This window comes from Ramlibacter sp. AN1133, from assembly GCF_037890035.1.
In the GTDB taxonomy this organism is placed as follows: Bacteria; Pseudomonadota; Gammaproteobacteria; order Burkholderiales; family Burkholderiaceae_C; genus Ramlibacter.
Map to the genome: position 1 here is coordinate 19,886 of NZ_JBBKTQ010000008.1, position 22,931 is coordinate 42,816.

Consider the following 22,931-nt stretch of genomic DNA (forward strand, 5'->3'; position numbering starts at 1 on the left):
CCTTCCTTCTTCTGCTGGCAAATCGTTGTGCGTGTTCAATGCGTGGCGGCCGGGCGCGCGAAGCCGACGGATTGCGCCAGCGCCACGCGCTGGTGCGGCTTGAGCCCCAGGGCCTCGCCGAGCGCGCGGCGGTCGATCTGGCCGCGCACCACGGTGGCGAGCCCCGCGCCCGCGCAGTACAGGTAGATGTTCTCGACGATGCAGCCGACGTCCGCGCCGGCAAGCATGCCGTGCTCCTCGGGATCGATGCCGCCCGCGGCCGCCAGGTGCTGCTGGTCGATCACGTACACCAGGTTCAGGGGCGCCACGGCGACGAAGTCCTGCGTGCCCGTCAGCCCCCGCAGGTCGCCGGTGCGCACGCGCACCAGCCGGTGCTCGCGCGCGTCGTAGCACCAGGCCCCCTGGGGCAGGATCGCGTACACCAGGATCTCCTGCGCGTCCCACGCGGTCGGGGCCGTGCGGCCCCAGCTGCCCGGGCGGTTCACGCCGAAGCCGGCCCACAGCACGGCCGACACCTGCTCCAGCGTCAATGCGTCGGGCAGGTATTCGCGCGTGCTGTGGCGCTTCTTCAGCGCCGCCTCGAGCGTGAGGGTCCCCTGCAGCCGTGGCGTCGGCAGTTGCATGGTGTCCATGAGCGGGTCGGACGGGATGGTGGCCATGGACCGGATCCTCCTGAGCGTTGCCACAACCCGAAGATGACGCACGGGCGCAGGGCCGGGCTTGCGCTTCCTCAAGAAAGAGGCGCAACATAGCCACCCCGCGGCCCGGACGGGCCCGGGGACCACGCATGTTCAGGGACCGACAGCAAGCCGCCGAACGACTGGCCGATGCGCTGGCGCCCTTGCGCGGCACGCACCCGCTCGTGCTCGCGATCCCGCGCGGCGCGGTGCCCATCGGCGCTGTGCTCGCGCAGCGCCTGGCGGGCGACCTCGACCTCGTGCTGGTGCGCAAGCTGCATGCACCCGGCTCGCCGGAATTCGCCGTGGGCGCCGTCGACGAGGCCGGCTGGACCTACGTGGCGCCGCATGCGGCAGCCGTGGGCGCCACCGCGGCGTACCTCGAGGAACAGAAGGAAGACCAGCTGCAGGAGCTCGCCCGGCGCCGGCAGCTCTATACGCCGGGACGCGGCCCGGCCGACGCGGCGGGGCGCGTGGTGATCGTGGTCGACGACGGGCTGGCTACCGGGGCGACGATGGTGGCGGCGCTGCACGCGGTGCGTGAGCGCGGTCCGGCGCGCCTGGTGTGCGCGGTGCCGGTCGCCTCGCCCGATGCGGTGCGGCTGGTCGGCAAGTACTGCGACGAGGTCGTGTGCCTGGCCGCGCCGGCGGGCTTCGCGGCCGTGGGGCAGTTCTATGCCTCGTTCCCGCAGCTCGAGGACGACGAGGTGATCGCGCTGCTGGCTGCCGCCAGGCCTAGCCCTCCATCAGCTCCGTGAGCGAAGCATCCGTGTGCATGCGCGAGATCGCGGCCGCGAACAGGGCAGCCGTGGGCAGCACCCGCAGCTTGTCGCGCACGGGGCCCGGGGGCAACCGGAACGGCGGCACCGTGTCCGTGACCACGATGCTGCTCACGGCGTCGTCGGCCAGCAGGTCGGCGGCGTTGCCGACGAACAGGCCGTGCGTGGCCGCCGCGTGCACTTCGGCGGCGCCCTGCGCGCGGCAGGCGCGCGCCGTGCGGGCCAGCGTGGTGCCGGTGCCGATGCGGTCGTCGATCACGATCACGCAGCGGCCCTTGACATCCCCCACGATCAGTTCGCCGCCCGTGTCCATCTCGCCGCGGGCCTCGTCGGCGAAGGCCGCGCCCACCGGCCGGTGCAGCGCGGAGGACAGGCGGCGGCGGAACTGCTCGATGCGCTTGATGTCGGCGGCGCCCGGCGCCACCACCACCGCGCCCCGCTCGCCCAGGTGCTGCGCGAAGTGCCGCGCGAACATGCCCGCCGCCTCGAGGTGCTCGGTGCGGCAGCGGAAGGCGTTCTGGTAGGCGGCGAGGTTGTGCACGTCCAGCGTCACCACGCGGTCGGTGCCCACCGCCTCGAACAGCGCGGCGACGTAGCGCGTGGTGACGGGGTCGCGCACCTTCGTCTTGCGGTCCTTGCGCGCGTAGGGCATGTAGGGCACGACGGCGGTGACCGTGCCGGCCGAGGCATCCTTGAGCGCGCCGATGAAGAACAGCAGCCGGCACAGCTTGTCGTTGACGCCCTGCGCGGTGTCGCCGTGCAGCGACTGCAGCACGAACACGTCGCGCCCGCGCACGCTGGCGAGCGGCCGCGTCTTGTGTTCGCCGTCCTCGAAGGCCCGCTCCTCGTGCGGCGAAAGCTGGACGCCCAGCTGGGCGGCGACGGCTTCGCCCCAGGCGCGGCTGGCCTGCATGGCGAAGAGGCAAGGGGGGGCGAGGCTCATTGGGGCATCATTCGTGGGATCGGTGCGCCGAATCTGCTGCCGCCCGGGTGCTGCGGGCTTGACGCCGGTCAAGCACGGGCGCGGCAGGCGCGCAAGATTGGAGGCCATGAAGACGTTTCGCGCATTCGCGGCGGCTCTTTCGTCGCTGCTGCTGTCCTTCGCCGTCCAGGCGGCGGGCCTGCTGGGCCCGGCGGCGCTGGCCGCGCGCCATGCGAGCCTGGCGCCTCAGCTTGCCGGTAATGCTTTCGGGGGACCGCTGGTGCTGCAGTCGGACGAGCCGCCGCGCCGCATCGAGGGCGATGTCTACGCGGTGCTGGAGCATCCCTTCGGGGCCGTGTCCGGCGCGCTGTCGGACCCTGCCCAGTGGTGCGAGATCCTGATCCTGCACCTGAACACGAAGTACTGCCGCCGCGCCGAGATGGAGGGCGTCCCGCGCGTGCAGCTGCGGGTGGGGCGCAAGGAGCCGCAGGCGGTGCAGTCGGCCTCGCTGCTCGATTTCGCCTGGCGGGCGCCGCAGGCGCGCCCCGACTACCTGGCGGTGCAGATGGACGCGCCCGACGGGCCCTACGACACGCGCGACTACCGCCTGTTCGCCGAAGCGGTGCCGCTGCCGGGGGGCCGCACCTTCCTGCACCTGGGCTACGGCATGGGCTACGGGGGCGCCAGCCGCCTGGCCATGCAGCTGTACCTGGGCACCATCGGCCGCGACAAGGTCGGCTTCACCCGCGTGGGCCGCGCCGGGCAGGAGGAGTTCGTGGACGGCCTGCGCGGCGTGGTGGAGCGCAACACGATGCGCTACTACCTCGCGATCGACGCCTACCTGGACTCGCTCGCCCTGCCGCCGGGCCAGCAGCTCGAAAAGCGGCTGCGTGCCTGGTTCGACGCCACGGAGCGCTATCCGCGCCAGCTGCACGAAGTGGAGCGCGACGCCTACCTGCGGATGAAGCGCGACGAGGTGCAGCGGCAGGCGTCGGCGCGCTAGGTTCGCTCGTCGTCCCCGAGCGGCTCGCGGGCGGCGGCGAGCCGCTCCAGCACGGAGAGGTCGGCTTCGGACGGGTCGTCCACCCGCGCTCGCAGCCGGTCGCGCAGCACTTCGAGCGGTGCCTCGCAATCGACGATTTCAAGAGGCACGTCCCAGGTGCGGGCCAGCGCGCGCGCCTCGTCGCGCTCGGCGCGCCGCAGGAAGGCCGCATCGAGCACCACGGGCCAGCCGGCAGCCAGCAGCGGGCCCGCCAGCGTGAGCAGGCGCGCATAGGTCTGCCCCGTGGCCTCGGGCGTGTAGAGGTCCAGGCCCTGCTCGCGCGAGCGCGCCAGGGGCGCCAGTCCGTGCAGGCGCTTGCGCTCCACGTCCGAGCGGATGCGGACCGCCCCGCTGTCCTGAAGCAGCCGCTGCGACTGCCAGCTCTTGCCCGAGCCGGGCAGGCCGTGGGTGATCCACAGCTTCGGTGCCGCGGGCGCGCTCCAGCCCAGCGCCGCGCGCGCGTAGCGCTGCGCGTCGGCACCGTGCGGCTCGCGCAGATGGCAGGCCAGGGCGCGCACCAGCGCCCGGTAGGCCAGGCACAGGCGCAGGCCCGGCACGCCCTCGTACTCGCCCGTGTGCTGCAGCCAGCCATCCAGCAGCCGCCAGGCAAGCCCGGGCAGGTCCTGCGCGGACAGGTCCATGACGGTGAACGCGATGTCCTCGATCACGTCGATGCGGCGCAGCGACGGGTCGAACTCCACCGCGTCGAACGCCATCACCTCTCCGTCCAGCGTGAGCAGGTTGGCCAGGTGCAGGTCGCCATGGCCTTCGCGCACGTGGCCGGCAGCGGCGCGCGCGTGCCACAGCGGCAGCACCGTCTCCGCCTCTTCGTCGATCCAGCGGGCCAGCTGCGCCTGCTGCGGCGCGGGCCAGAGGCCGCGGGCGCCCTGCAGCGCGGCCAGCGCGCGCGAACGCAGGTCGGTCGGGCCGGGCGTGCAGCGCGGGGCCTCGGCATGGAAGGCGGCCAGGCGTTGCGCCAGCCGGTCCACCAGGGGCGCGTCCAGCGTGCCGCGCGCGGCCTGTTCGCTCAGCAGGGCCCCGGGCGGAAAGCGCCGCATGCGCACCGCGTGCTCCAGCGCCGCGCCGCTGCCGTCGATGTCCGGGGCGTCGATCGAGCCGGTGATGCGCGCCACGCCCAGGTACAGGCCGGGCGCGAGCCGCCGGTTCAGCCGGACTTCCTCCTCGCAGAAGGCGCGCCGGCGCTCGGGCGTGGAGTAGTCCACGAAGGGCAGCCGCAGCGGCTTCTTGACCTTGTACGCGAACTCGCCCGCGAGCAGCACCCAGGAGATGTGCGTCTCGATCAGTTGCCCGCCGAGGCGGCGGGCCAGGGCCTGCACGAGGGCGCGCGATGCGGTGGCGTCCATGGCGTCAGGGCCGGCGCGCCTGCACGCGCTGCCCGTCGCTCACGCTCGGCGGCGGATAGAGGATGACGCTCTCGCCGGGCTTGGCGCCGCTGCGCACCCAGGCCTCGTTGCCGTTGCGCCCGCCCAGTTCCACCGGCTGCAACTTCGCGCGCCCATCCACCACGCGGAACACGCCCATGCCGCCGTCGCCGATCGGAAACAGCGCGCCCACGGGCACGAGCACCGCCTGGTCCACCTGCTGCGTGAGGATGCGCAGCGTGACCCGGAAGCCGTCGCCCATCGCGCGCCACGCCTGCGGCGGCGCGTCGAGGTCCACCACCACCTTCACGCGCTGCTCCTCGATGCCCAGCGCGGACACCTTGGTGAAGGCCGCGGGTTCGACCAGCCGCACGCGGGCCGCGACCGGCGGGCCGCCCCAGCGTTCCACGATCGCCGCGCCGCCGGGGTGGGCCTGCACGGCGTCGGTGGTGAGCAGTTCGGCGATCACCTCCATGCGGGCGGGATCGCCGATGTCCAGCAGCGCCGCACCGGGCGCCACCGTGGCTTCGCTCGCCTGCGGGATCCTGAGCACCACGCCGTCCACCGGCGAGCGCACCGTGAGCGGCCGGCCGGCCTGCACGCTGCCCGTCACCGGCAGCAGCGCCGCGGCGGCCTGCGCCTGCTCGTGCACCGCCGTCTCGCGCTCCGCCCGCGCCACTTCCACTTCGCGCCTGGCCGCCGAAAGGCCCAGCCGCGCGCTGTCCAGCCGCGAGGGCGCGAGGAAGCCCTCGCGGGCCAGCTTCTCCGTGCGGTGCAGTTCGAGCTGCGCCTCCTCGGCCGCCACCTGCGTGCGGGCGATGCGCGCCGTGGCCCGCGCCACGTTGGCGACGGCGGCCTGGTGGCGGGCCGTCGCCTCGCGCGTGCTGCGCTCGTCCACCATCGCCGACATCACCGGCATCAGCACCGCCACGGGCTCCCCGGCCGACACGTGGTCGCCTTCGCGCAGGGTGATGCGCATGACGCGCGCGGCCACCGGGGCGGAGACCGTGTAGCGGTCCTTCAGCCGCGTGCGGCCGTCTTCCTCGATGGACTGTTCGTAGCGCCCCTGCAGGATCGGTGCGGTCTCCACGGTGACCGGGCGGGGCGAGAACGCCCAGGCGAGCAGGGCGGCGGCAGCCAGGCCGGCGGCCGCGAGGACGATCGTTCTTTTCTGGAGCATGGCTTACTCCCGGGTCTTGAGGGCGGCGACCATGTCGAGGCGGTCGATGCGCCGGCGCACGACCAGCGCACTGGCCACGCCCGCGGCCACCACGCAGATCGCCGCCCAGGCGTACGTGCGGGGCTGGATCACCACCGGAAACAGGAACTGGTCGGTGCGCATCAGGTCCACGATGGCGTGGGTGAGCGACCATCCGAGCAGCATGCCGACCGGCAGCGCGATGGCGATGCCGATCGCGAGCTCGCCCAGCAGCAGCAGCGACACCTCGGCCCGCGTGAAGCCCAGCACGCGCAGGCTGGCCAGCTCCCAGCTTCGCTCGGCCAGCGCGATGCGCGCGTTGTTGTAGACCACGCCCACCGCGATCACCGCCGCGAATGCGGTGAGGATGGAGCTCATGATGCGCACGTTGCGGGCGCTGATCTCGTCCATGTTGCGCAGCATCGTCGCCTTGCTGAAGGCGCCGGCCACCTTGGGCAGGCCCTGCGTCGCCTCCAGCACCCGCGGCAGGTCGGCGCCGGCCACGCGCAGGCTGAAGAAGTTGGCGAGGTCGCCGTCGCCCAGCATCCGGTTCAGCGCATCGCGCTGGATGAAGGCGTTGAGGCCCATCATGTCGCTCACGGTGGCGCGCAGCACCATGGGCACGACCTCGCGTGCGCCTTCGCGCACTTCGACGTCCACCGTGTCGCCGGGTTTCAGGTGCAGCTTGTCGGCGAGGCGGTCGGTCATCAGCAGGCCGTCCGGCGGGGCTTCGGCCGCACGCTGGCGCACGTCGACCACGCGCTGCAGCAGGGCCACCGGCGGATGCCCGTCCACCAGCCCCTTCGCGCTGCGGTGGCCGTGGCTGAAGCGCACCTGCAGCCGCCGGCCGGACTCGACCTGCAGCACGCCGGGCAGGCGCGCCAGCTCGCGCGCCGCGGCTGCGTCCACCGGCTCGGTCATCCACACGATCACGTCGCCGCGCATGCCGTGCTCGAACTGCGTCGCGACGATCGCCTCGATGGCGTCGCGGAAGAAGTTGCCCATGATCACGATGGCCACCGACGCGGCGATGCCGCCGATGGTGAGCGCCGCGCGCAGGGGCCGCCGCTCGAGGTTGCGCACGATCATGCGCACCGCGGGCGTGACCGGCAGCCACGGCACGCGTTCCAGCAGCGCGCGCCGGTACCGCCCGGGCGCGGGGGGACGCATCGCCTCCGCGGGCGACAGGCGCACGGTGGAGACTATCGCCGTGAGCGTGCCCAGCATCGCGGTGACCGCCACGATGCCCAAGCCGACCAGTGCCAGCGACGCCGGCACCTGGTGCTCGAAGCTCGGGAAGCGGAACAGCTCGGCGTAGAGGCCGGTCAGCATCCCGCCCATCCAGCGCCCCAGCAGCAGGCCCAGGGCATAGCCGCCCAGGACCATGGGCGCGACCAGCTTCAGGTAGTGCAGGGCGATCGCGCCGTCGCGGTAGCCGAGCGCCTTGAGCGCCGCCACCTGTTCGCGCTGCGTCGCGACCAGCCGCGCCGTGACCACGTGCAGCAGGAAGCCGGCCACGGCGAGGAAGATCGCCGGCAGCACGGTGCCCAGCACGCGCTGCTCGCGGATCTCGTTGTCCAGCATCGCGTGCGAACCCTGCTCGTCGCGGCCGTGTGCGGGCGTTCCGCCCAGGCCGCGCAGGCGCCGCGTCACCGCATCGAGCACCGCCGGCTCGGAAGCGGAGGGCGCGAGCTTGAGCGCCACGCGGTTGAAGGCGCCGCGCATGTCCATCGCCGCCGCCAGTTCGTCGTGGTCGACCCAGAAGACGCCGAAGGCGCGCATGTCCGGCAGCCCCATGATGCCGCCGAAGATGTATTCGGGCGACAGCGCGGTGCCGGTGATGCGCAGCGTGCGGCGCTTGCCGTTCACGAGCGCCGACACGGCGTTGCCGGGCTTCAGGCGATGCGCGTCGGCGAAGGACGCAGTCACCACCGCCTCGAGTTCGCCGCCGACGCGCGTGCCGGCCTCGGGCCAGCGGCCGCCTTGCAGCTGCACCTGGTTCAGGCGCAGCGGCCGGCGCGCGTCCAGGCCGATCAGCTGCCCGATCACCGGGTCGACCGTGCCGGGCACGCTCACGCGGGCCACCGCCTCCACCGCGGTCTGCACGTCCACCACGCCGGGCACTTCGGCGATCCGCTCGGCCAGCGCGTCGGGCGCCCGCTTGACCAGCACGAAGGCATCGGCGAAATGGCCGGAGGCATAGAAGGCGTCGCGGGCGCCCGCCAGCGAATCGACGGCGGAGAGCGTCGCGATGAAGCCGCCGATGCCGCTGGCCACCACCAGCGCGATCGTGACGGCCTGGCTCCACAGCAGCCGCAGGTCACGCAGCACCTTGCGATCCAGCGCGTTCATCGCTTCACCATGCCAGTTCGGCCGGGGTCAGCCTCCGGGCGGGCCGCTCCTCGCTGGCGATGCGGCCGTCGGACACGCGCAGGACGCGGTCCGCCATCCCGGCGATCGCGGCGTTGTGCGTGATCACCATCGCGGTGGTGCCCAGTTCGATGTTGATCCGCGCGATCACTTCCAGCACCAGCTTGCCGGTGGCGTAGTCGAGCGCGCCGGTCGGCTCGTCGCACAGCAGCAGCTGCGGGCGCTTGGCGATGGCGCGCGCGATGGCGACCCGCTGCTGCTCGCCGCCCGAGAGCTGCGAGGGAAAGTGGTTGCGGCGCGGCGAGAGGCCCACGAGGTCCACCGCCTCGTCGACGGGCATGGGGTCCGTCGCGATGTCGGTCACCAGCGCCACGTTCTCCGCCACGGTGAGGCTGGGGATCAGGTTGTAGAACTGGAACACGAAGCCGACGTGCTCGCGCCGGTAGGTGGTGAGCGCCTCGTCGCTGGCGCCATGCAGTGCGTGGTCCTCGAAGAACAGCTCGCCGGAGGTGGGCACGTCCAGCCCGCCCAGGATGTTCAGCAGGGTGGACTTGCCGCTGCCGGAGGCGCCCAGCAGCACGACGAATTCGCCGCGTGCGACCTCCAGGTCCACGGAGCGCAGTGCGTGCACGGCGGAGTCGCCGCTGCCGTAGACCTTGGACAGCGCATGCGCACGCAGGACCGGGGCCATGGACCCAATGTAGGCAGCCCTCGGGGGGCCACCTTGATCTTTCGCAACAGCGGGGTCAGGGGACGAGCACGGCCGCGCCTTCGAGCCGGCCCGCGCGCACGGCCTCGATCGCGGCATTCGCATCCGCTAGTGCGAAGGACTGCACGTGCGTGCGCACCGGCACGCGTTCGAGCAGGGCGAAGAAGTCCTCGCCGTCGGCGCGCGTGAGGTTGGCCACCGATCGCACTGCGCGCTCGCCCCAGAGCAGCGCATAGGGGAAGGCGGGGATGTCGCTCATGTGGATGCCGCCGCACACCACCACGCCACCCTTGCGGACCGTGGCGAGCGCGGCGGGCACGAGCGGCCCCGCGGGCGCGAAGATCAGCGCGGCATCCAGCTCGTGCGGCGGCTTGTCGGCGCTGCTGCCCGCCCACGCCGCGCCGAGGCTGCGCGCGAACGCCTGGCCCGCGGCATCGCCGGGCCGCGTGAACGCGCAGACCTCCTGGCCTTGTCCCACCGCGAGCTGGCACACGATGTGGGCCGCGGCGCCGAAGCCCCACAGGCCGATGCGGCGGGCAGCGGTGCCGCCGGCCAGCCGCCAGGTGCGAAAGCCGATCAGGCCCGCGCACAGCAGCGGCGCGGCGTGCAGGTCGTCGAGGGGCGCGGGCAGCGCGAAGCAGAAGCGCTCGTCCGCCAGCGCGTACTCGGCGTAGCCGCCATCGCGGTCGTAGCCGGTGAACAGCGGCGCGTCGCACAGGTTCTCGCGCTGCATGCGGCAGTAGGGGCACCGGCCGCACGCGCGCCCCAGCCACGGAATGCCGATGCGGGCTCCGGGCGCGAAGCGTGCGGCATTGGCGCCACAGGCCACGACTTCGCCGACGACCTCGTGCCCCGGCACCACGCCGGCGCGGTGCGGCGGCAACTCGCCGTCGATCACGTGCAGGTCCGTGCGGCAGACGCCACAGGCGCGCACCCGCACGAGCACCTCGTGCGCGGCGGGCACGGGCACCGGCTTGCGCACTTCGCGCAGGCGGTGACTCGCGGCATCGACGGCCATCGCGCGCATGCTGGTCGGCAACATGCGTGCATCGTAAGGGAACGCGTCTTTGACCTGCGGCAAGTTCAGCGTTCCATCGAAGCTCGACCATCTGGACATGGCAGCATCAATGAACGGTACCTACACCCCCCGTCCCGATCCGCTGGACCTCCCCCTGAAGACGGCCCTGGTGAAGATGGCCAACGGCATCTCGCCCGCCTCCGTCGCGCTCGCGCACGTCGACTGGCTCACGCACCTGGCGGTGCTGCCCTCGAAGCAGGCGGCGCTGTCCACCAGTGCCCTGATCAAGGCGGCGAGCTGGCTGAACTACGTGGCGCGCAGCACGTGGAAGCCCGACACGCCGCACTGCGTCGAGCCGCCGCCGGACGACAAGCGCTTCACGCATGCCGAGTGGCAGTTGCCCCCCTACAACGCGCTGGCGCAGGCCTTCCTGCTCACGCAGCAATGGTGGGGCGAGGCCACCACCGACATCCGGGGCGTGTCGCGGCACCACGAGGAGGTCGCCGCCTTCACCGTGCGCCAGTGGCTCGACATGCTGTCGCCCTCCAACTCGCCGGTCCTCAATCCGCAGGTGCTGCGCGAGACCGCGCGCAAGGGCGGCATGAACTTCATGCACGGCTTCGCCAACTGGTGGCGCGACGCGCTCGCGGTGTCGGCCGGCGGGCCGCCGCGCGGCGTCGAGGCGTTCCGCCCCGGCGAGGCGGTGGCCCTCACCCCGGGCAAGGTGGTGCATCGCAACGGGCTGGTCGAACTGCTCCAGTACGAGCCGACCACGGCCAAGGTGCGCAAGGAGCCGGTGCTGATCGTGCCGTCGTGGATCATGAAGTACTACATCCTCGACCTGACGCCGCAGGACTCGCTGGTGAAGTACCTGGTGGACCAGGGCCACACGGTGTTCATCGTGTCGTGGCGCAACCCGGACGCGGCCGACCGCGACATCGGGCTGGACGACTACCTCGACGCCGGCGTGCTGGACACGGTGGCCGCGGTGCAGCGCCTGTGCCCCGGCACCACCATCCACGCTGCGGGTTACTGCCTGGGCGGCACGCTGCTCGCGATGGGCGCCGCGGTGTTCGGTGCCCGCAAGGAGCATCCGCTCAAGACGGTGAACATCATCGCCGGGCAGGTGGACTTCCAGGACCCGGGCGAACTGGGCCTGTTCATGGACGAGAGCCAGGTCGCCTTCCTCGAGGACCTGATGGCCGAATCCGGCTACCTCGATGGCCGCCGCATGGCGGGCGCCTTCCAGTTGATCAATTCCAAGGACCTGGTGTGGTCCAAGCTGCTGCACGAATACCTGATGGGCGCCGAGACGCCCATGAACGCGCTGCGGGCCTGGAACGCGGATGCCACGCGCATGCCGGCGCGCATGCACGGCGAATACCTGCGGCGGCTGTACATGGAAAACCAGCTGGCCGACGGCGAGTACCGCTTCCGCGGCCTGCCGATCAGCCTGCGCTCCATCCGCGTGCCGATGTTCGTGCTGGGCACCGAGCGCGACCACGTCTCGCCCTGGCCTTCGGTGTTCAAGGTGCTGCGCCTGGCCCATGCGCCGGCGCGCTTCGTGCTGACCGCCGGTGGCCACAACGTGGGCGTCGTCAACCCGGCGAACGGCTCGCTCGCCAATCCGAAGGCAACCTACCGCTGGGCCGACCACTCGCTCGACGAAGCGGCACCGGCGGACCCGCAGGCCTGGTACGCCACCGCGCAGCAGGAGCGCGGCTCCTGGTGGGCCTGCTGGAACGCCTGGCTGCACCACCATGGCAGCGGCAACGTGCCGGCACGCAAGGTGCCCGACGTGCGCTTCGACGGCAAAGTGGTGCCGGCGCCGGGCACGAACGTGTTCCAGGAGTGAACCGGAGCGCCGCGGCGCGGCAGCCGCTAGCGCCGCGGCATCGCCGGCCGCTCGTGGATCGCCTGGCAGGCGGTGCAGAACGGCGTGGCGGGCATGGCGAACAGGCGGCGCTCGTCGATCGGCTCGCCGCAGTCCAGGCACTCGCCGTAGCTGCCGTCGTCCACGCGCCGCAGGGCCGCGCTGATCTGGTGCAGTTCGGCGGTGGCGTTCGCCAGCGTGGCCTCGTCGATGATGGCCTGCCGGTCCTCGGCGGCCACGTCCTTGAAGTCCAGCACGTCGGGCGGATTCTCGCTGGCGCCGACCGCCGCGCCCGCGTGCTGTTGCAGCAACGCACGCAGTTCGGCGTTGCGCTGCCGCAGCTTGGCGGCAAGCTGCTTCGTGACAGGCATGGCGACGAAATCTGGCATGGCGGCGGGGCGGGACGGGGAACCTCAGGGCGATTCTGGACAGCAGGCTGGCACGCGTCTTGATCTGGAGCAATGGATGGGGCGCCGCAGCGCCTAATCTTGCTGCACCGCAGCATTGCACACCGGAAAGCCGATTCCTTCATGTCCGTCCGCCATCTCGATGCCCTGTTCGCCCCCCGGTCGGTCGCCGTGGCCGGTGTTTCCACGCGCGAGCGCAACCTCGGCGCGATCGTGCTCCACAACCTGCGCGAGGCAGGCTTCGCGGGGCCCGTCTGGGGCGTGAACCGGCATGTGGGCGAGGTGGAGGGCGTCGAGGTGCTGGCCTCGGTCGACGACCTGCCGGCGGTGCCCGACCTGGCGATCATCTGCACGCCGGCGGCCGCGGTGCCGCAGCTGGTGGAGGACTTCGCCCGCAAGGGAACCCGCGCCGTGATGGTGCTGACCGCCGGCCTCAAGGAGCGCGCACGCGAGGGCGCGCCCAGCTACGAGCAGCAGATGCTGGCGGCGGCCAGGCCGAACCTGGTGCGCATCCTGGGCCCCAACTGCGTCGGTGCGCTGGTGCCGGGCCTGCACCTCAATGCCAGCTTCGCCCCCGGCACGGCAGCGCCGGGCCCGCTGGCGTTCGTCTCGCAGTCGGGCGCGCTCGCCACCGCGATGCTGGACTGGGCGAACGCGCACCGCATCGGCTTCTCGCATTTCATCTCGCTGGGCGACAGCGTGGACGTGGATTTCGGCGACGTGCTGGACTACCTGGCCAGCGACTACAGCACCCGCGCCGTGCTGATGTACATCGAGTCCGTCAAGCACGCGCGCAAGTTCATGTCGGCCGCGCGTGCCGCCGCGCGCAACAAGCCGGTGATCGTCGTGAAGGCCGGCCGCGCGCCGGAAGGCGCCCGTGCGGCGGCCTCGCACACGGGTGCGCTGGCGGGCTCGGACACGGTGTTCGACGCCGCAGTGCGCCGCGCCGGCATGCTGCGCGTCGACACGCTGGAAGGCCTGTTCGATGCCGCGGAAACGCTGGCGCGTCCGCGGCCGTGGCGCGGCGAGCGATTGGCCATCGTCACCAACGGCGGTGGCGCCGGCGTGCTGGCCGCCGATGCCCTGGCCCTCGGCCAGGGGCAACTGGCCACGCTGTCCGACGAAACCATGGGCAAGCTGGACGCGCTGCTGCCCGCCACCTGGTCGCACGCCAACCCGGTGGACCTGATCGGCGACGCGCCCGTGCAGCGCTACACCGAAGCCCTGCGCGTGCTGCTGGCGGCGCCCGAAGTCGATGGCGTGCTGTTCATGCATGCACCGAGCGCGATCGTGCCGGCGGCCGACATCGCTGCCGCCTGCGTGCCGGTGCTGCGCGACGCGCCGAAGCCGGTCCTGAGCTGCTGGCTGGGCGGCCTGAGCGTGCGGCCCGCGCGCGAGGCCTTCGCCCTGGCCGGCCTCAGCGGCTACGCGACGCCGGAACACGCGGTGGCCGGCTGGCTGCAACTGGTGCACTACCACCGCAACCAGCAGGCGCTGCTGCAGCTGCCGCCCTCCGAGCTGGCGGAACTGCGGGTGGACAAGGCCGCGGCCCGCGCGCTGCTGCGCGAGGCGCTGGCGAACGGGCGCGAATGGCTGGACGAAGTGCAGGCGAAGAAGGTGCTGGAGGCCTACGGCATCCGCACGGTGCGCACGCAGCGGGCGCGCGACGCCGAAGAGGCGGCGCGCGCGGCCGACGAGATCGGCTACCCCGTGGCACTGAAGATCCTGTCGCCGCAGATCCTGCACAAGTCCGACGTCGGCGGCGTGGCCCTGAACCTCGGATCGCCCGCGGAAGTGCGCGCGGCGGCGCTGCGCATGCGCGACGCCGTGGCGCGCACGCACCCGCTGGCGCAGGTGCTCGGCTTCAGCGTGCAGGCCATGCTGCGCCGCCCCGAGGGGCACGAGCTGATCCTGGGCATCGCGGACGACCCGATCTTCGGCCCGGTGGTGCTGTTCGGCGCCGGCGGCACCGCGGTGGAAATCCGCAAGGACCGCGCGCTCGACCTGCCGCCGCTGAACGCCACGCTCGCCCGTGACCTGGTCGCGCGCACGCGCGTGGGCGCGCTGCTGGGCGGCTACCGCGGCCGCGCGGCCATCCGCGAGCCCGCGCTGATCGATGCCTTGCTGCGGGTTTCGCAGCTCGCCTGCGACCTGCCGGAGCTTGCCGAACTGGACATCAATCCGCTGCTGGCCGATTCCGACGGCGTGATCGCCCTGGATGCGCGCATCCGCGTGCGCCAGCCGGTGCCGGGCGAGGGCAGCCGTCTGGCGCTGCGGCCGTATCCGGCCGAACTGGAGGAGACGTGGGTGCTGCAGGGACAGCAACTGCGCGTGCGGCCGATCCGGCCCGAGGACGGCGAGCGGCTCGAGGCCTTCTATGCGCAGGCCACGCCCTCGGACATGCGGCTGCGCTTCTTCCTCGCGCGCCGCGAGATCCCGCGCTCGGAGCTCGCGCGCTATTGCCAGATCGACTACGAGCGCGAGATGACCTTCGTCGCGCTGGACGGCGAGCGCATGGCGGGCGAGGTCCGGGCGATCTGCGATCCCGACAACCACGAGGCCGAGTTTGCCGTGCAGGTGGCCTCCGATTGGCAGCACCGCGGCCTGGGCCGCATGCTCATGGACAAGCTGCTGACCTACCTGCGCAAGCGCGGCACGGCCGAAGTGTTCGGCCAGTGCCTGCCGGAGAACCAGGGGATGGCGGTGCTCGCGCGCGAAGAAGGCTTCGAAGTGCACATGGATGCGGACCACACGATGCACATGCGCCTGCGGCTGCGGGTTCGCGCGTAGGCAGGGGTGAACCGCGCAGCGCGTGAACCCCGGCGCTGGGGTTCGCGGCCTGCGGCGCTCACCGCCAGCCTACTCGTCCCGGGCGGCGGGAGAGGAGCCAGCGGGCTCTTCGCCCAGGCGCCGGTACAGCGTGTTGCGGCTGATCCCCAGCCGGCGCGCCGCTTCCGATACGTTCCCGCCCGCTTCCGCGAGGGCGCGCCGGATCGCGCCGCGCGAGATGCTGCGCAGGTCCTCGGCTTCCGGCACGGGCGCCGGGGCCACCGCTTCGAGTGCGCGCAGCTGCTCCGCGAAGTCGTCGCACAGGTGGTGCCAGCCGATCACGCTCTCCTGCGCATCGAGCAGGGCGCAGGCGGTGCGCAGCGTGCTGGCCAGCTGCCGCAGGTTGCCGGGCCACGCATAGGCGCGCATGGCAGCGAGCACGGATTCTTCCACCTGCACGTCGCGCCCGGGCAGCAGTTGCGCGAGCTCCCGCTCCAGCAGCGCCTGCAGGTCGCTGCGCGCCCGCAGCGCCGGCACCTTCAGCGTGAAGCCGTTGAGGCGGTAGAACAGGTCCTCGCGGAAGCGCCCGGCCTCGATCTGCGCGCGCAGGTCGCGGTGCGTCGCGCAGATCAGCCAGAAGTCCACCGCGACCGGCTTGCCGCCGCCCAGCGGCGTGACCTGCCGGTCCTGCAGCACGCGCAGCAGGCGCGTCTGCAGCGCCATGGGCATGTCGCCGATCTCGTCGAGGAAGAGGGTGCCGCCGTGCGCCTCGCGGATGCGCCCCGTCGCGCCTTCGCGCGCCGCGCCGGTGAAGGCGCCGCGTTCGTAGCCGAACAGCTCGGCCTCGATCAGGGTTTCGGGCAGGGCGGCGCAGTTGACCGCGACGAAAGCCTGGCCGCGGCGCGGACCGGATTCGTGCATGGCGCGGGCCAGCACCTCCTTGCCCGCCCCGGATTCGCCCTGCACCAGCAGCGGGATGGCACTGGGCGCGAGCTTGCGCGCGCGGGCCAGCGTCGAGCGCATCGCGAGGTCGCCCGTGTCCAGCGCCGCGAGGGCGTCGACCGGCGCGGCCTCCTCCACCACCGTGGGCGGTGCGCCGGCGCGCAGCGACGATAAGGGTCGCCCCGCCTCCACCCGCACCCACAGTGCCGTGCCGCCGTGCCCGTGCACGATGCGCGGCACCGAGGGCGAGCGCCGGAACCAGTCCATCAGCAGGTGCACCGGCTCGGCCAGCACGTCCTCCACGCGGCAGCGCGCGAGCTGCGGCCATTCCAGCCCCAGCATCCGCAGGGCCGCCCGGTTGGCGCCGGCCAGGGCGCCGTCCTCGCGCACGGCCAGCAGGCCTTCGGTGAGCGTGCCTATGCCTTCGGGCTGCGCATGCAGGCGCAGCACCAGGCCGTGCCAGTGGCGCACGTCGTGGTGGGTCTCGAACAGGCGGTGCTCGATCATGCGGACCGCCGAGCGCACCAGCCCGATGGTGTGCGGGTGGTAGCCGCGGTGGTCGCCGGAGACATCCAGCACGCCCAGCAACTGCCCGCCCGGCGCCAGGATCGGCGCCGCCGCGCAGGTCAGGAAGGCGTTGCGTTCGAGGTAGTGTTCCTCGGAGTGGACGACGATCGCCTGCTGTTCGGCCAGCGCGGTGCCGATGGCGTTGGTGCCGCGGTACTGCTCCGCCCACGTCGCGCCCGGACGCAGCGCGACACGCTCGGCCCGGCTCACGAAGTGCAGGTCGCCCAGGGCCTGCAGCACGACGCCGTCGGCGCCGGCCAGGATCACCATGCTGTCGGTGCCCTCGGTCTGTTCGGCCAGGAACTCCATGACGGGGCGGGCGTGCGCCACCAGTTCGCGCTGCTGTTCCAGCGCCCGGGCCAGCTGTGCCCCGGATGCATGCGGCGCGCCCGGCATGCGTCCCGCCGGCTGCAGCCCGGCCTGCAGGCTGCGTTGCCACGAACGCGCCAGCTCCGCGCCGACCAGCTCCCGCGGCAGTTCACCCTTTTCGAGCAGCTGGCGCCGGGCCAGCCGCAGCCCGCTGCGCGGCGGTCGCTGTGCGATCTCTTGCGTACGCATGGTTTGTCTCCTGCTGCGCATTGTGGAGGCACCGACCAGGCCCTTTCGCCGGATTCCGGGGCGACTTGTTCCGTTCTGACACAGGGGGCTGCCACGACTGCACCGTCCCTGCACGTTGCGCACCGTAAGCCGGGCGGCTTTCTGCAGCCTTGCAGCCATTCTGCGCCGACACCCCATGGTGGCACGGCGCCTGCAATCCGATGCACGGAGGCGCAAGGGCGCTTCTTTCATCCACCACCGGAGACAACCGTGATCTATGCCAAGCCAGGCGCCGCCGGCGCCCCCGTCGCCTTCAAGAGCCGCTACGACAACTTCATCGGCGGCAAGTTCGTCGCCCCCGTGCGCGGCCAGTACTTCGACGTGCTGACGCCCATCAACGGCCAGCCCTTCACGCAGGCCGCGCGTTCCACCGGCGAGGACATCGAGCGCGCGCTCGACGCCGCCCATGCCGCCGCGCCCGCCTGGGGCCGCGTGTCGGCCGCCGAGCGCGCCAACATCCTGCTGAAGATCGCCGACCGCATCGACGCCAACCTCGAGAAGCTGGCCTATGCCGAGACGGTGGACAACGGCAAGCCGATCCGCGAGACGCTGGCGGCCGACATCCCGCTGTCCTCCGACCATTTCCGCTATTTCGCCGGCTGCCTGCGCTCGCAGGAAGGCACGCTGAGCCAGATCGACCAGGACACGGTGGCGTACCACTTCCAGGAGCCGCTGGGCGTGGTCGGCCAGATCATCCCGTGGAACTTCCCGGTGCTGATGGCCGCGTGGAAGCTCGCCCCGGCGCTGGCCGCCGGCAACTGCGTGGTGCTCAAGCCCGCCGAGTCCACGCCGGTTTCCATCCTGGTGCTGATGGAAGTCATCGCCGACCTGCTGCCCCCCGGCGTGATCAACGTGGTCAACGGCTACGGCAAGGAAGCCGGCATGCCGCTGGCCACGAGCAAGCGCATCGCCAAGCTGGCCTTCACGGGTTCCACGGCCACCGGCCGGGCCATTGCCCAGGCCGCCGCCAACAACCTGATCCCCGCCACGCTGGAACTGGGCGGCAAGTCGCCCAACATCTTCTTCGACGATGTCGCTGCGGCCGACGACGAGTTCCTCGACAAGGCCATCGAGGGCCTGGTGCTGTTCGCGTTCAACCAGGGCGAGGTCTGCACCTGCCCGTCGCGCGCGCTGATCCAGGAGTCGATGTACGACCGCTTCATGGAGCGCGCGATCAAGCGCGTGAAGGCCATCAAGCAGGGCAGCCCGCTGGATACCACGACCATGATGGGCGCGCAGGCCTCGCTGCAGCAGATGGACAAGATCCAGTCCTACCTGAAGCTGGGCCGGGAAGAGGGCGCCGAGGTGCTGGTCGGCGGCGACCGCGCGAAGCTGCCGGGCGACCTGGTCGAGGGCTACTACATCCAGCCGACGATGTTCAAGGGCCACAACAAGATGCGCATCTTCCAGGAGGAGATCTTCGGCCCGGTGCTGGCCGTGACCACCTTCAAGGACGAAGCGGAGGCGCTCGCGATCGCCAACGACACGCCGTACGGCCTGGGCGCCGGCGTGTGGACGCGCGACGGCAGCCGCGCCTACCGCATGGGCCGCGCCATCCAGGCCGGCCGCGTGTGGACCAACTGCTACCACGCCTACCCGGCCCACGCCGCCTTCGGCGGCTACAAGGAGTCGGGCATCGGCCGCGAGACCCACAAGGTCATGCTGGACCACTACCAGCAGACCAAGAACCTGCTCGTGAGCTACAGCCCGAAGGCGCTGGGCTTCTTCTGATGTCTCCCCGGGGCGCCCGCGCGGGCGCCTGCCCTTGACGGTGCGCGGGACCCCCCGCGCACCTTTTTCCCCCGGAGTACCGTGATGCCCGATGCGATCGAAGGACCGCACCTGCTGCGCTTCCGTTCCCTCCTGCAGGAAGGCCTGGCCTTCGTGTTTCCCTGCGATGCCCGCGGCCGCGTCGACCTCGACGCCCTGAGCGACCGGGCCCGCCTCAATTACTTCTATGCCCGCGCGATGATCGGCCGCGAAGTGGCCGCGCCGCGCGTCACAGTGGCGGCGTGCTGAGCGGCGGCTGGCGCACCCGCGCCGCCTGCTCGAACGCGTAGGCATAGGCCAGCAGCTTCGCCTCGGTGAAATCCGTGGCGAGCAGTTCCGCCCCGACCGGCACGCCCAGCGGCGCCGTCGCCGTCGGCCGCGAGAAGCCCCCCGGAAAGGTCACGGCCGGAAAGCCGGTGCCGTGCGAGAGCACGCCGTTGCGCTCGGCCTGCTCGGTGTGGCCGGTGGGCACCACCAGGATGCGTTGCAGCGGGTAGAGCAGGGCGTCGAGGCGTAGTTCCGCCATCCGCGAGGCGAGCAGCACGCGCAGGCGGTCGCGGTTGGCCAGGCGCCGCAGGTAGTCCGGCTGCGCGAGGCCGTCCTCGATCGCGAGTTCGGCCTCCATCGCCTGCTGGACCTCCGGCGTCGCGGTCCGGGTCTCCACCAGCTGGCGGAAGCTGGTGACGGGCGCCTCCGCGCCCAGCCCGGCGAAGTATCGCTCGCACGCCGCGCGCGCCTCCCAGCGGTCCGTGCTGACGTGCGCCGTGAGTTCCTCCAGCCCGGGGATGCGCAGGCGCAGCACCGTCGCGCCCTGCGCCTCCATCACGTGCAGCACCTGCTCCATCACGGCCTGGACCGGGGCATGCCGCTCTTCCCCGCCGCAGAGGTTTTCCAGCAGCCCGATGCGCGCGCCGCGCAGCGCGTCGGCATGCAGGCCCGCCGCGTAGCTCGCCGGCGCCTTGCCGATGCCCAGCGCGGTGACCGCATCGCGCGGGTCCCAGCCCGCCATCACGTCCAGCATGCGCGCGGCATCCTCCACGGTGCGCGCAATGGGGCCGGCTTCGTCCTGCGTGAAGCTGTTGGGCATCAGCCCCGAGCGGCTGACGAGGCCGCGCGTGGGCCGCACGCCAACCAGGCAGCAGGCCGACGCAGGCGAGCGGATCGACTGGCCCGTGTCGCTGCCGGTGCCCAGCAGCGCGAAGTTCGCCGCGATCGCCGCGCCGGTGCCGCCGCTGGAGCCGCCGGGCGTGCGCGTGAGGTCGTAGGGATTGAGCGTCTGGCCGCCCAGGCTGCTGATCGAGATGCCGCCGCGCGCGAACTCCTGCAGGTTGGCCTTGGCCAGCACCAGCGCGCCGGCCGCCCGCAGCCGTTCCACGGTGAAGGCATCGCGCCGGGGCTGCGAGTGGCGCATCGCCACGCTGCCGCCGGTGGTGGGCAGGTCGTGCGTGTCGAAGTTGTCCTTGAGGATCACCGGGATGCCGTGCAGCGGGCCGGTGTTGCGCGCGTCCGCGCGCCACTGCGCATCCAGCCGCGCGGCCTCGTCGAGCGCGCGCGGGTTGACGGTGAGCAGCGAGCGCAGGGCCGGGCCGCGGCGGTCGTAGGCCTCGATGCGCGCCAGGCAGGCCTGCACGAGTTCGACGGCGCTGAGGCCGCCGGTGCGAAAGCCGGCGTGCACGCTGGCGATGGTGGCCTCTTCGAGCGCGAACGGAGTCGTCATCCGCCCATTATGGGCAGCCGCCTGTGACACGAAAGGATCCATTCGGCACGCGAGTGTCGCTCGCGTTTTCGCGCAAGGACACTACGGCCGTGCTGTGAGGAGGGCATCGCACCCCGAAAGTGCCGAGGCTCGCTAGACTCGCCGCGCGCCCTTGCACGAGAAAGACGTATCCATGCAGCCACGTTTGCCTTCCCTGGCCCTCGCCGGCCTCGTCCTGCTCGCCGCCTGCAGCGAGCGCGTGCCGGAGCGACCCGCCATCACCGCCGCGTCCGCGCCCGCCCCGGCACCGGCCGCGGCCGGCAACGGTCCCGCCGACAGCTACGACGTCTCCAGGATGGACCTCAAGCCCACGCCCTCGGTGCTGTCCGCCGAACGTCACACCGGCTCCTTCGCGCTCGGCAACGCCCTGAGCCTGGATGCCGCCGTCAAGCCACTGGACCCGTCGCCGGTCAAGGAGGTGCGGCTGGACACCACGCACAAGATCATCGAGATCGCGCCCGGCGTGAAGTTCAGCGCCTGGACCTTCGGCGACCAGGTGCCCGGTCCCGTGATCCGCGCGCGCGTGGGCGACCGCATCAAGTTCACCATGACCAACCGCTCCGACGAGGTGATGCCGGGCGTGGGCGTGCACGCGGCGCCGATGATGCACTCGATGGACTTCCACTCGGCGATGGTGTCGCCGCAGGACAAGTACAAGTCGATCGCCCCGGGGCAGACGATCTCCTTCGAGTTCACGGCCAACTATCCGGGCGTGTTCATGTACCACTGCGGCACGCCCATGGTGCTGGAGCACATCGCCTCGGGCATGTACGGGATGATGATCGTGGAGCCGCGCGGCGGCTATCCGACCAAGGTGGAGCGCGAGTACGCCGTGATCCAGAGCGAGTTCTATACGAAGCTCGACCCGGACAAGCGCAAGGTGGACGGCGCGCCGCTGTACGTGCTGGACGGCGAGCGCGTGCGGACCAAGGCACCGACCTACACCGTCTTCAACGGTCGCTACAACGGCATGGTGGACAAGCCGCTGGCGTCCAACCCGGGCGAGCGCGTGCGCCTGTTCGTGCTGAACGTGGGGCCGTCCAACACCTCCAGCTTCCACGTGGTGGGCACCATCTTCGACCGCGTCTGGCTGGAGGGCAACCCGGACAACCAGCTGCGCGGCTCGCAGACGGTGCTGCTCGGCTCGTCGAACAGCGCCATCGTGGAGTTCGTCGTGCCCGAGGCCGGCAACTACGTGATGGTGGACCACCATTTCGCCAATGCCTCGCAGGGCGCGATCGGCTTCATCGCCGCCGGCAGCGTGCCGGGCGGCGACCCCGAGCACCACAACATCCCGGCCACCACCCTGGTGCCCACGGACCCGATCGCGCAGCGCGCGCAGCTCGCCTTCCAGTCCAAGTGCCTCGCCTGCCATTCGCTGGGCGGCGGCGACAAGCTGGGCCCCGACCTGCTGGGCACGACCAGGCGGCACGACACGGCCTGGCTCACGCGCTGGCTCAAGTCGCCCGAGCAGATGCTGCAGACCGATCCCACGGCCAAGGCGCTGCTGGAACGCTGGAAGATCCCGATGCCGAACCAGGGCCTGAGCGACGAGGAGATCAAGGGCTACATCGAGTACTTCAAGTGGGCCGACGCGAACATCCAGCCGACCAGGACGGCGGCGGCCGCCACGCCGGGCGCGAGCGCGCCGGCCGGCGCGGCGACCCCGCCGGCCGCATCCGCCAGCGGGCCCGCCAGCGGCGCCTCCGGGGCCAGGCGATGAAGCCCGCGCTGGCCGCCGCCCTCCTGCTCGTCGCGGCCGCGCAGGCGCAGGCCTGCGGCATCTGCGCCGAAGACAAGGTGGCGGCCACCTACGACTACCGCTCGGTGCAGGACGCGCTCGCCCGCGGCCGGGTGGTGGTGTATTGCGAGCTGGCGGGCCTGCCCGACGTGCAGCGGGCACGGCAGGCCGCCGCGCGCCTGCGCGGGGTCGAACCGAAAAGCGTGCGCGTGTCCGCCGCGCCCTCGGCCGTGTCCTTCGTGCTCGATCCGAAGCAGCAGTCGGCGCAGGCGGCCGTGCTCGCGCTGCAGGCGGCGCTGCCTCCCGGAGCGAAGCTGGCGATCCTGAAGGTCGAGGGGCGTTAGACCAGCTTTGGGTAGGCTGGCGGTGAGCCCCGCGAACCCCAGCGATCGCCAGCGCCAAGCTGGGGTTC

18 protein-coding genes are annotated in these 22,931 nt (G+C 72.1%); 8 read left to right on the forward strand and 10 right to left on the reverse strand.

Translation table 11 applies throughout. The features are described from left to right. Positions 1-35: 35 nt before the first annotated feature. Positions 36-659: a nitroreductase family protein gene (locus tag WG923_RS12830; RefSeq protein WP_340351362.1), complete on the reverse strand. Its 624-nt coding sequence runs from the start codon at positions 657-659 to the stop codon at positions 36-38. A 128-nt stretch (positions 660-787) separates the two neighbouring features. Between WG923_RS12830 and WG923_RS12835 the strand changes: the two genes are divergently transcribed. Further along, positions 788-1,435, forward strand: a complete 648-nt coding sequence (locus tag WG923_RS12835) for a phosphoribosyltransferase (RefSeq protein WP_340351363.1) — start codon at positions 788-790, stop codon at positions 1,433-1,435. On the opposite strand, the gene WG923_RS12840 is transcribed toward WG923_RS12835, so the two are convergent. Beyond that, positions 1,413-2,399 (reverse strand): ribose-phosphate diphosphokinase, encoded by a 987-nt coding sequence (locus WG923_RS12840; protein WP_340351364.1) that lies wholly within the window; start codon positions 2,397-2,399, stop codon positions 1,413-1,415. The genes WG923_RS12835 and WG923_RS12840 overlap by 23 nt on opposite strands. 106 nt (positions 2,400-2,505) lie before the next feature. On the opposite strand from WG923_RS12840, the gene WG923_RS12845 reads away from it, so the two are divergent. Beyond that, positions 2,506-3,381, forward strand: coding sequence for a hypothetical protein (locus WG923_RS12845; protein WP_340351365.1), 876 nt, complete (start codon positions 2,506-2,508; stop codon positions 3,379-3,381). On the opposite strand, the gene WG923_RS12850 is transcribed toward WG923_RS12845, so the two are convergent. The 5 genes from WG923_RS12850 to WG923_RS12870 are packed head-to-tail and all read right to left on the reverse strand — an operon-like array spanning position 3,378 to position 10,106. Next, a complete protein-coding gene (locus WG923_RS12850; RefSeq protein WP_340351366.1) occupies positions 3,378-4,784 on the reverse strand; it encodes a bifunctional aminoglycoside phosphotransferase/ATP-binding protein in 1,407 nt (468 codons plus the stop codon). The two genes, WG923_RS12845 and WG923_RS12850, sit on opposite strands and share 4 nt — an antisense overlap. Positions 4,785-4,788: 4 nt before the next feature. Further along, entirely contained in the window at positions 4,789-5,982 is a 1,194-nt protein-coding gene (locus WG923_RS12855) for an efflux RND transporter periplasmic adaptor subunit (protein ID WP_340351367.1), read from the reverse strand. A gap of 3 nt (positions 5,983-5,985) precedes the next feature. Beyond that, the gene (locus tag WG923_RS12860; protein ID WP_340351368.1) at positions 5,986-8,352 is read right to left on the reverse strand and encodes an ABC transporter permease; all 2,367 of its coding nucleotides are present in this window, start codon (positions 8,350-8,352) and stop codon (positions 5,986-5,988) included. A gap of 4 nt (positions 8,353-8,356) precedes the next feature. Further along, positions 8,357-9,061 (reverse strand): ABC transporter ATP-binding protein, encoded by a 705-nt coding sequence (locus WG923_RS12865; RefSeq protein WP_340351369.1) that lies wholly within the window; start codon positions 9,059-9,061, stop codon positions 8,357-8,359. A 55-nt stretch (positions 9,062-9,116) separates the two neighbouring features. Beyond that, positions 9,117-10,106, reverse strand: a complete 990-nt coding sequence (locus WG923_RS12870) for a zinc-dependent alcohol dehydrogenase family protein (RefSeq protein WP_445322928.1) — start codon at positions 10,104-10,106, stop codon at positions 9,117-9,119. 88 nt (positions 10,107-10,194) lie between these two features. On the opposite strand from WG923_RS12870, the gene WG923_RS12875 reads away from it, so the two are divergent. Further along, the gene (locus WG923_RS12875; RefSeq protein WP_340351371.1) at positions 10,195-11,952 is read left to right on the forward strand and encodes a PHA/PHB synthase family protein; all 1,758 of its coding nucleotides are present in this window, start codon (positions 10,195-10,197) and stop codon (positions 11,950-11,952) included. A gap of 26 nt (positions 11,953-11,978) precedes the next feature. Here WG923_RS12875 and WG923_RS12880 read toward each other — a convergent pair whose 3' ends face one another. Next, the gene (locus WG923_RS12880) at positions 11,979-12,341 is read right to left on the reverse strand and encodes a TraR/DksA family transcriptional regulator (protein ID WP_340351372.1); all 363 of its coding nucleotides are present in this window, start codon (positions 12,339-12,341) and stop codon (positions 11,979-11,981) included. 159 nt (positions 12,342-12,500) lie between these two features. Here WG923_RS12880 and WG923_RS12885 point away from each other — a divergent pair, with 159 nt between their 5' ends. Then, positions 12,501-15,167, forward strand: coding sequence for a bifunctional acetate--CoA ligase family protein/GNAT family N-acetyltransferase (locus tag WG923_RS12885; protein ID WP_340351373.1), 2,667 nt, complete (start codon positions 12,501-12,503; stop codon positions 15,165-15,167). A gap of 69 nt (positions 15,168-15,236) precedes the next feature. Here the strand turns inward: WG923_RS12885 and WG923_RS12890 are convergent, their stop codons facing one another. Beyond that, on the reverse strand, positions 15,237-17,213 hold the full coding sequence (locus WG923_RS12890; RefSeq protein ID WP_340351374.1) for a sigma-54-dependent Fis family transcriptional regulator: 1,977 nt from the start codon (positions 17,211-17,213) through the stop codon (positions 15,237-15,239). Between the two features lie 249 nt (positions 17,214-17,462). Between WG923_RS12890 and exaC the strand changes: the two genes are divergently transcribed. Together exaC and WG923_RS12900 are read left to right on the forward strand one after the other, a co-directional pair. Then, entirely contained in the window at positions 17,463-18,983 is a 1,521-nt protein-coding gene (gene exaC / locus WG923_RS12895) for an acetaldehyde dehydrogenase ExaC (protein ID WP_340351375.1), read from the forward strand. A gap of 84 nt (positions 18,984-19,067) precedes the next feature. Continuing rightward, positions 19,068-19,271: a hypothetical protein gene (locus tag WG923_RS12900; protein ID WP_340351376.1), complete on the forward strand. Its 204-nt coding sequence runs from the start codon at positions 19,068-19,070 to the stop codon at positions 19,269-19,271. Here WG923_RS12900 and WG923_RS12905 read toward each other — a convergent pair. Next, on the reverse strand, positions 19,252-20,739 hold the full coding sequence (locus tag WG923_RS12905) for an amidase family protein (protein ID WP_340351377.1): 1,488 nt from the start codon (positions 20,737-20,739) through the stop codon (positions 19,252-19,254). The genes WG923_RS12900 and WG923_RS12905 overlap by 20 nt on opposite strands. A gap of 172 nt (positions 20,740-20,911) precedes the next feature. On the opposite strand from WG923_RS12905, the gene WG923_RS12910 reads away from it, so the two are divergent. Next, positions 20,912-22,501 (forward strand): multicopper oxidase domain-containing protein, encoded by a 1,590-nt coding sequence (locus WG923_RS12910; protein ID WP_340351378.1) that lies wholly within the window; start codon positions 20,912-20,914, stop codon positions 22,499-22,501. After that, complete coding sequence (locus tag WG923_RS12915) at positions 22,498-22,863, forward strand: hypothetical protein (protein WP_340351379.1); 366 nt, start codon at positions 22,498-22,500, stop codon at positions 22,861-22,863. The genes WG923_RS12910 and WG923_RS12915 overlap by 4 nt, the downstream gene beginning before the upstream one ends. Positions 22,864-22,931: the final 68 nt, after the last annotated feature.

Bases quoted from the DNA above. Each gene is read 5' to 3' on its own strand.
- WG923_RS12830 (WP_340351362.1), bottom strand. From the start codon at position 659: ATGGCCACCATCCCGTCCGACCCGCTCATGGACACCATGCAACTGCCG.
- WG923_RS12835 (WP_340351363.1), top strand. From the start codon at position 788: ATGTTCAGGGACCGACAGCAAGCCGCCGAACGACTGGCCGATGCGCTG.
- WG923_RS12840 (WP_340351364.1), bottom strand. From the start codon at position 2,399: ATGAGCCTCGCCCCCCCTTGCCTCTTCGCCATGCAGGCCAGCCGCGCC.
- WG923_RS12845 (WP_340351365.1), top strand. From the start codon at position 2,506: ATGAAGACGTTTCGCGCATTCGCGGCGGCTCTTTCGTCGCTGCTGCTG.
- WG923_RS12850 (WP_340351366.1), bottom strand. From the start codon at position 4,784: ATGGACGCCACCGCATCGCGCGCCCTCGTGCAGGCCCTGGCCCGCCGC.
- WG923_RS12855 (WP_340351367.1), bottom strand. From the start codon at position 5,982: ATGCTCCAGAAAAGAACGATCGTCCTCGCGGCCGCCGGCCTGGCTGCC.
- WG923_RS12860 (WP_340351368.1), bottom strand. From the start codon at position 8,352: ATGAACGCGCTGGATCGCAAGGTGCTGCGTGACCTGCGGCTGCTGTGG.
- WG923_RS12865 (WP_340351369.1), bottom strand. From the start codon at position 9,061: ATGGCCCCGGTCCTGCGTGCGCATGCGCTGTCCAAGGTCTACGGCAGC.
- WG923_RS12870 (WP_445322928.1), bottom strand. From the start codon at position 10,106: ATGCGCGCGATGGCCGTCGATGCCGCGAGTCACCGCCTGCGCGAAGTG.
- WG923_RS12875 (WP_340351371.1), top strand. From the start codon at position 10,195: ATGGCAGCATCAATGAACGGTACCTACACCCCCCGTCCCGATCCGCTG.
- WG923_RS12880 (WP_340351372.1), bottom strand. From the start codon at position 12,341: ATGCCTGTCACGAAGCAGCTTGCCGCCAAGCTGCGGCAGCGCAACGCC.
- WG923_RS12885 (WP_340351373.1), top strand. From the start codon at position 12,501: ATGTCCGTCCGCCATCTCGATGCCCTGTTCGCCCCCCGGTCGGTCGCC.
- WG923_RS12890 (WP_340351374.1), bottom strand. From the start codon at position 17,213: ATGCGTACGCAAGAGATCGCACAGCGACCGCCGCGCAGCGGGCTGCGG.
- WG923_RS12900 (WP_340351376.1), top strand. From the start codon at position 19,068: ATGCCCGATGCGATCGAAGGACCGCACCTGCTGCGCTTCCGTTCCCTC.
- WG923_RS12905 (WP_340351377.1), bottom strand. From the start codon at position 20,739: ATGACGACTCCGTTCGCGCTCGAAGAGGCCACCATCGCCAGCGTGCAC.
- WG923_RS12910 (WP_340351378.1), top strand. From the start codon at position 20,912: ATGCAGCCACGTTTGCCTTCCCTGGCCCTCGCCGGCCTCGTCCTGCTC.
- WG923_RS12915 (WP_340351379.1), top strand. From the start codon at position 22,498: ATGAAGCCCGCGCTGGCCGCCGCCCTCCTGCTCGTCGCGGCCGCGCAG.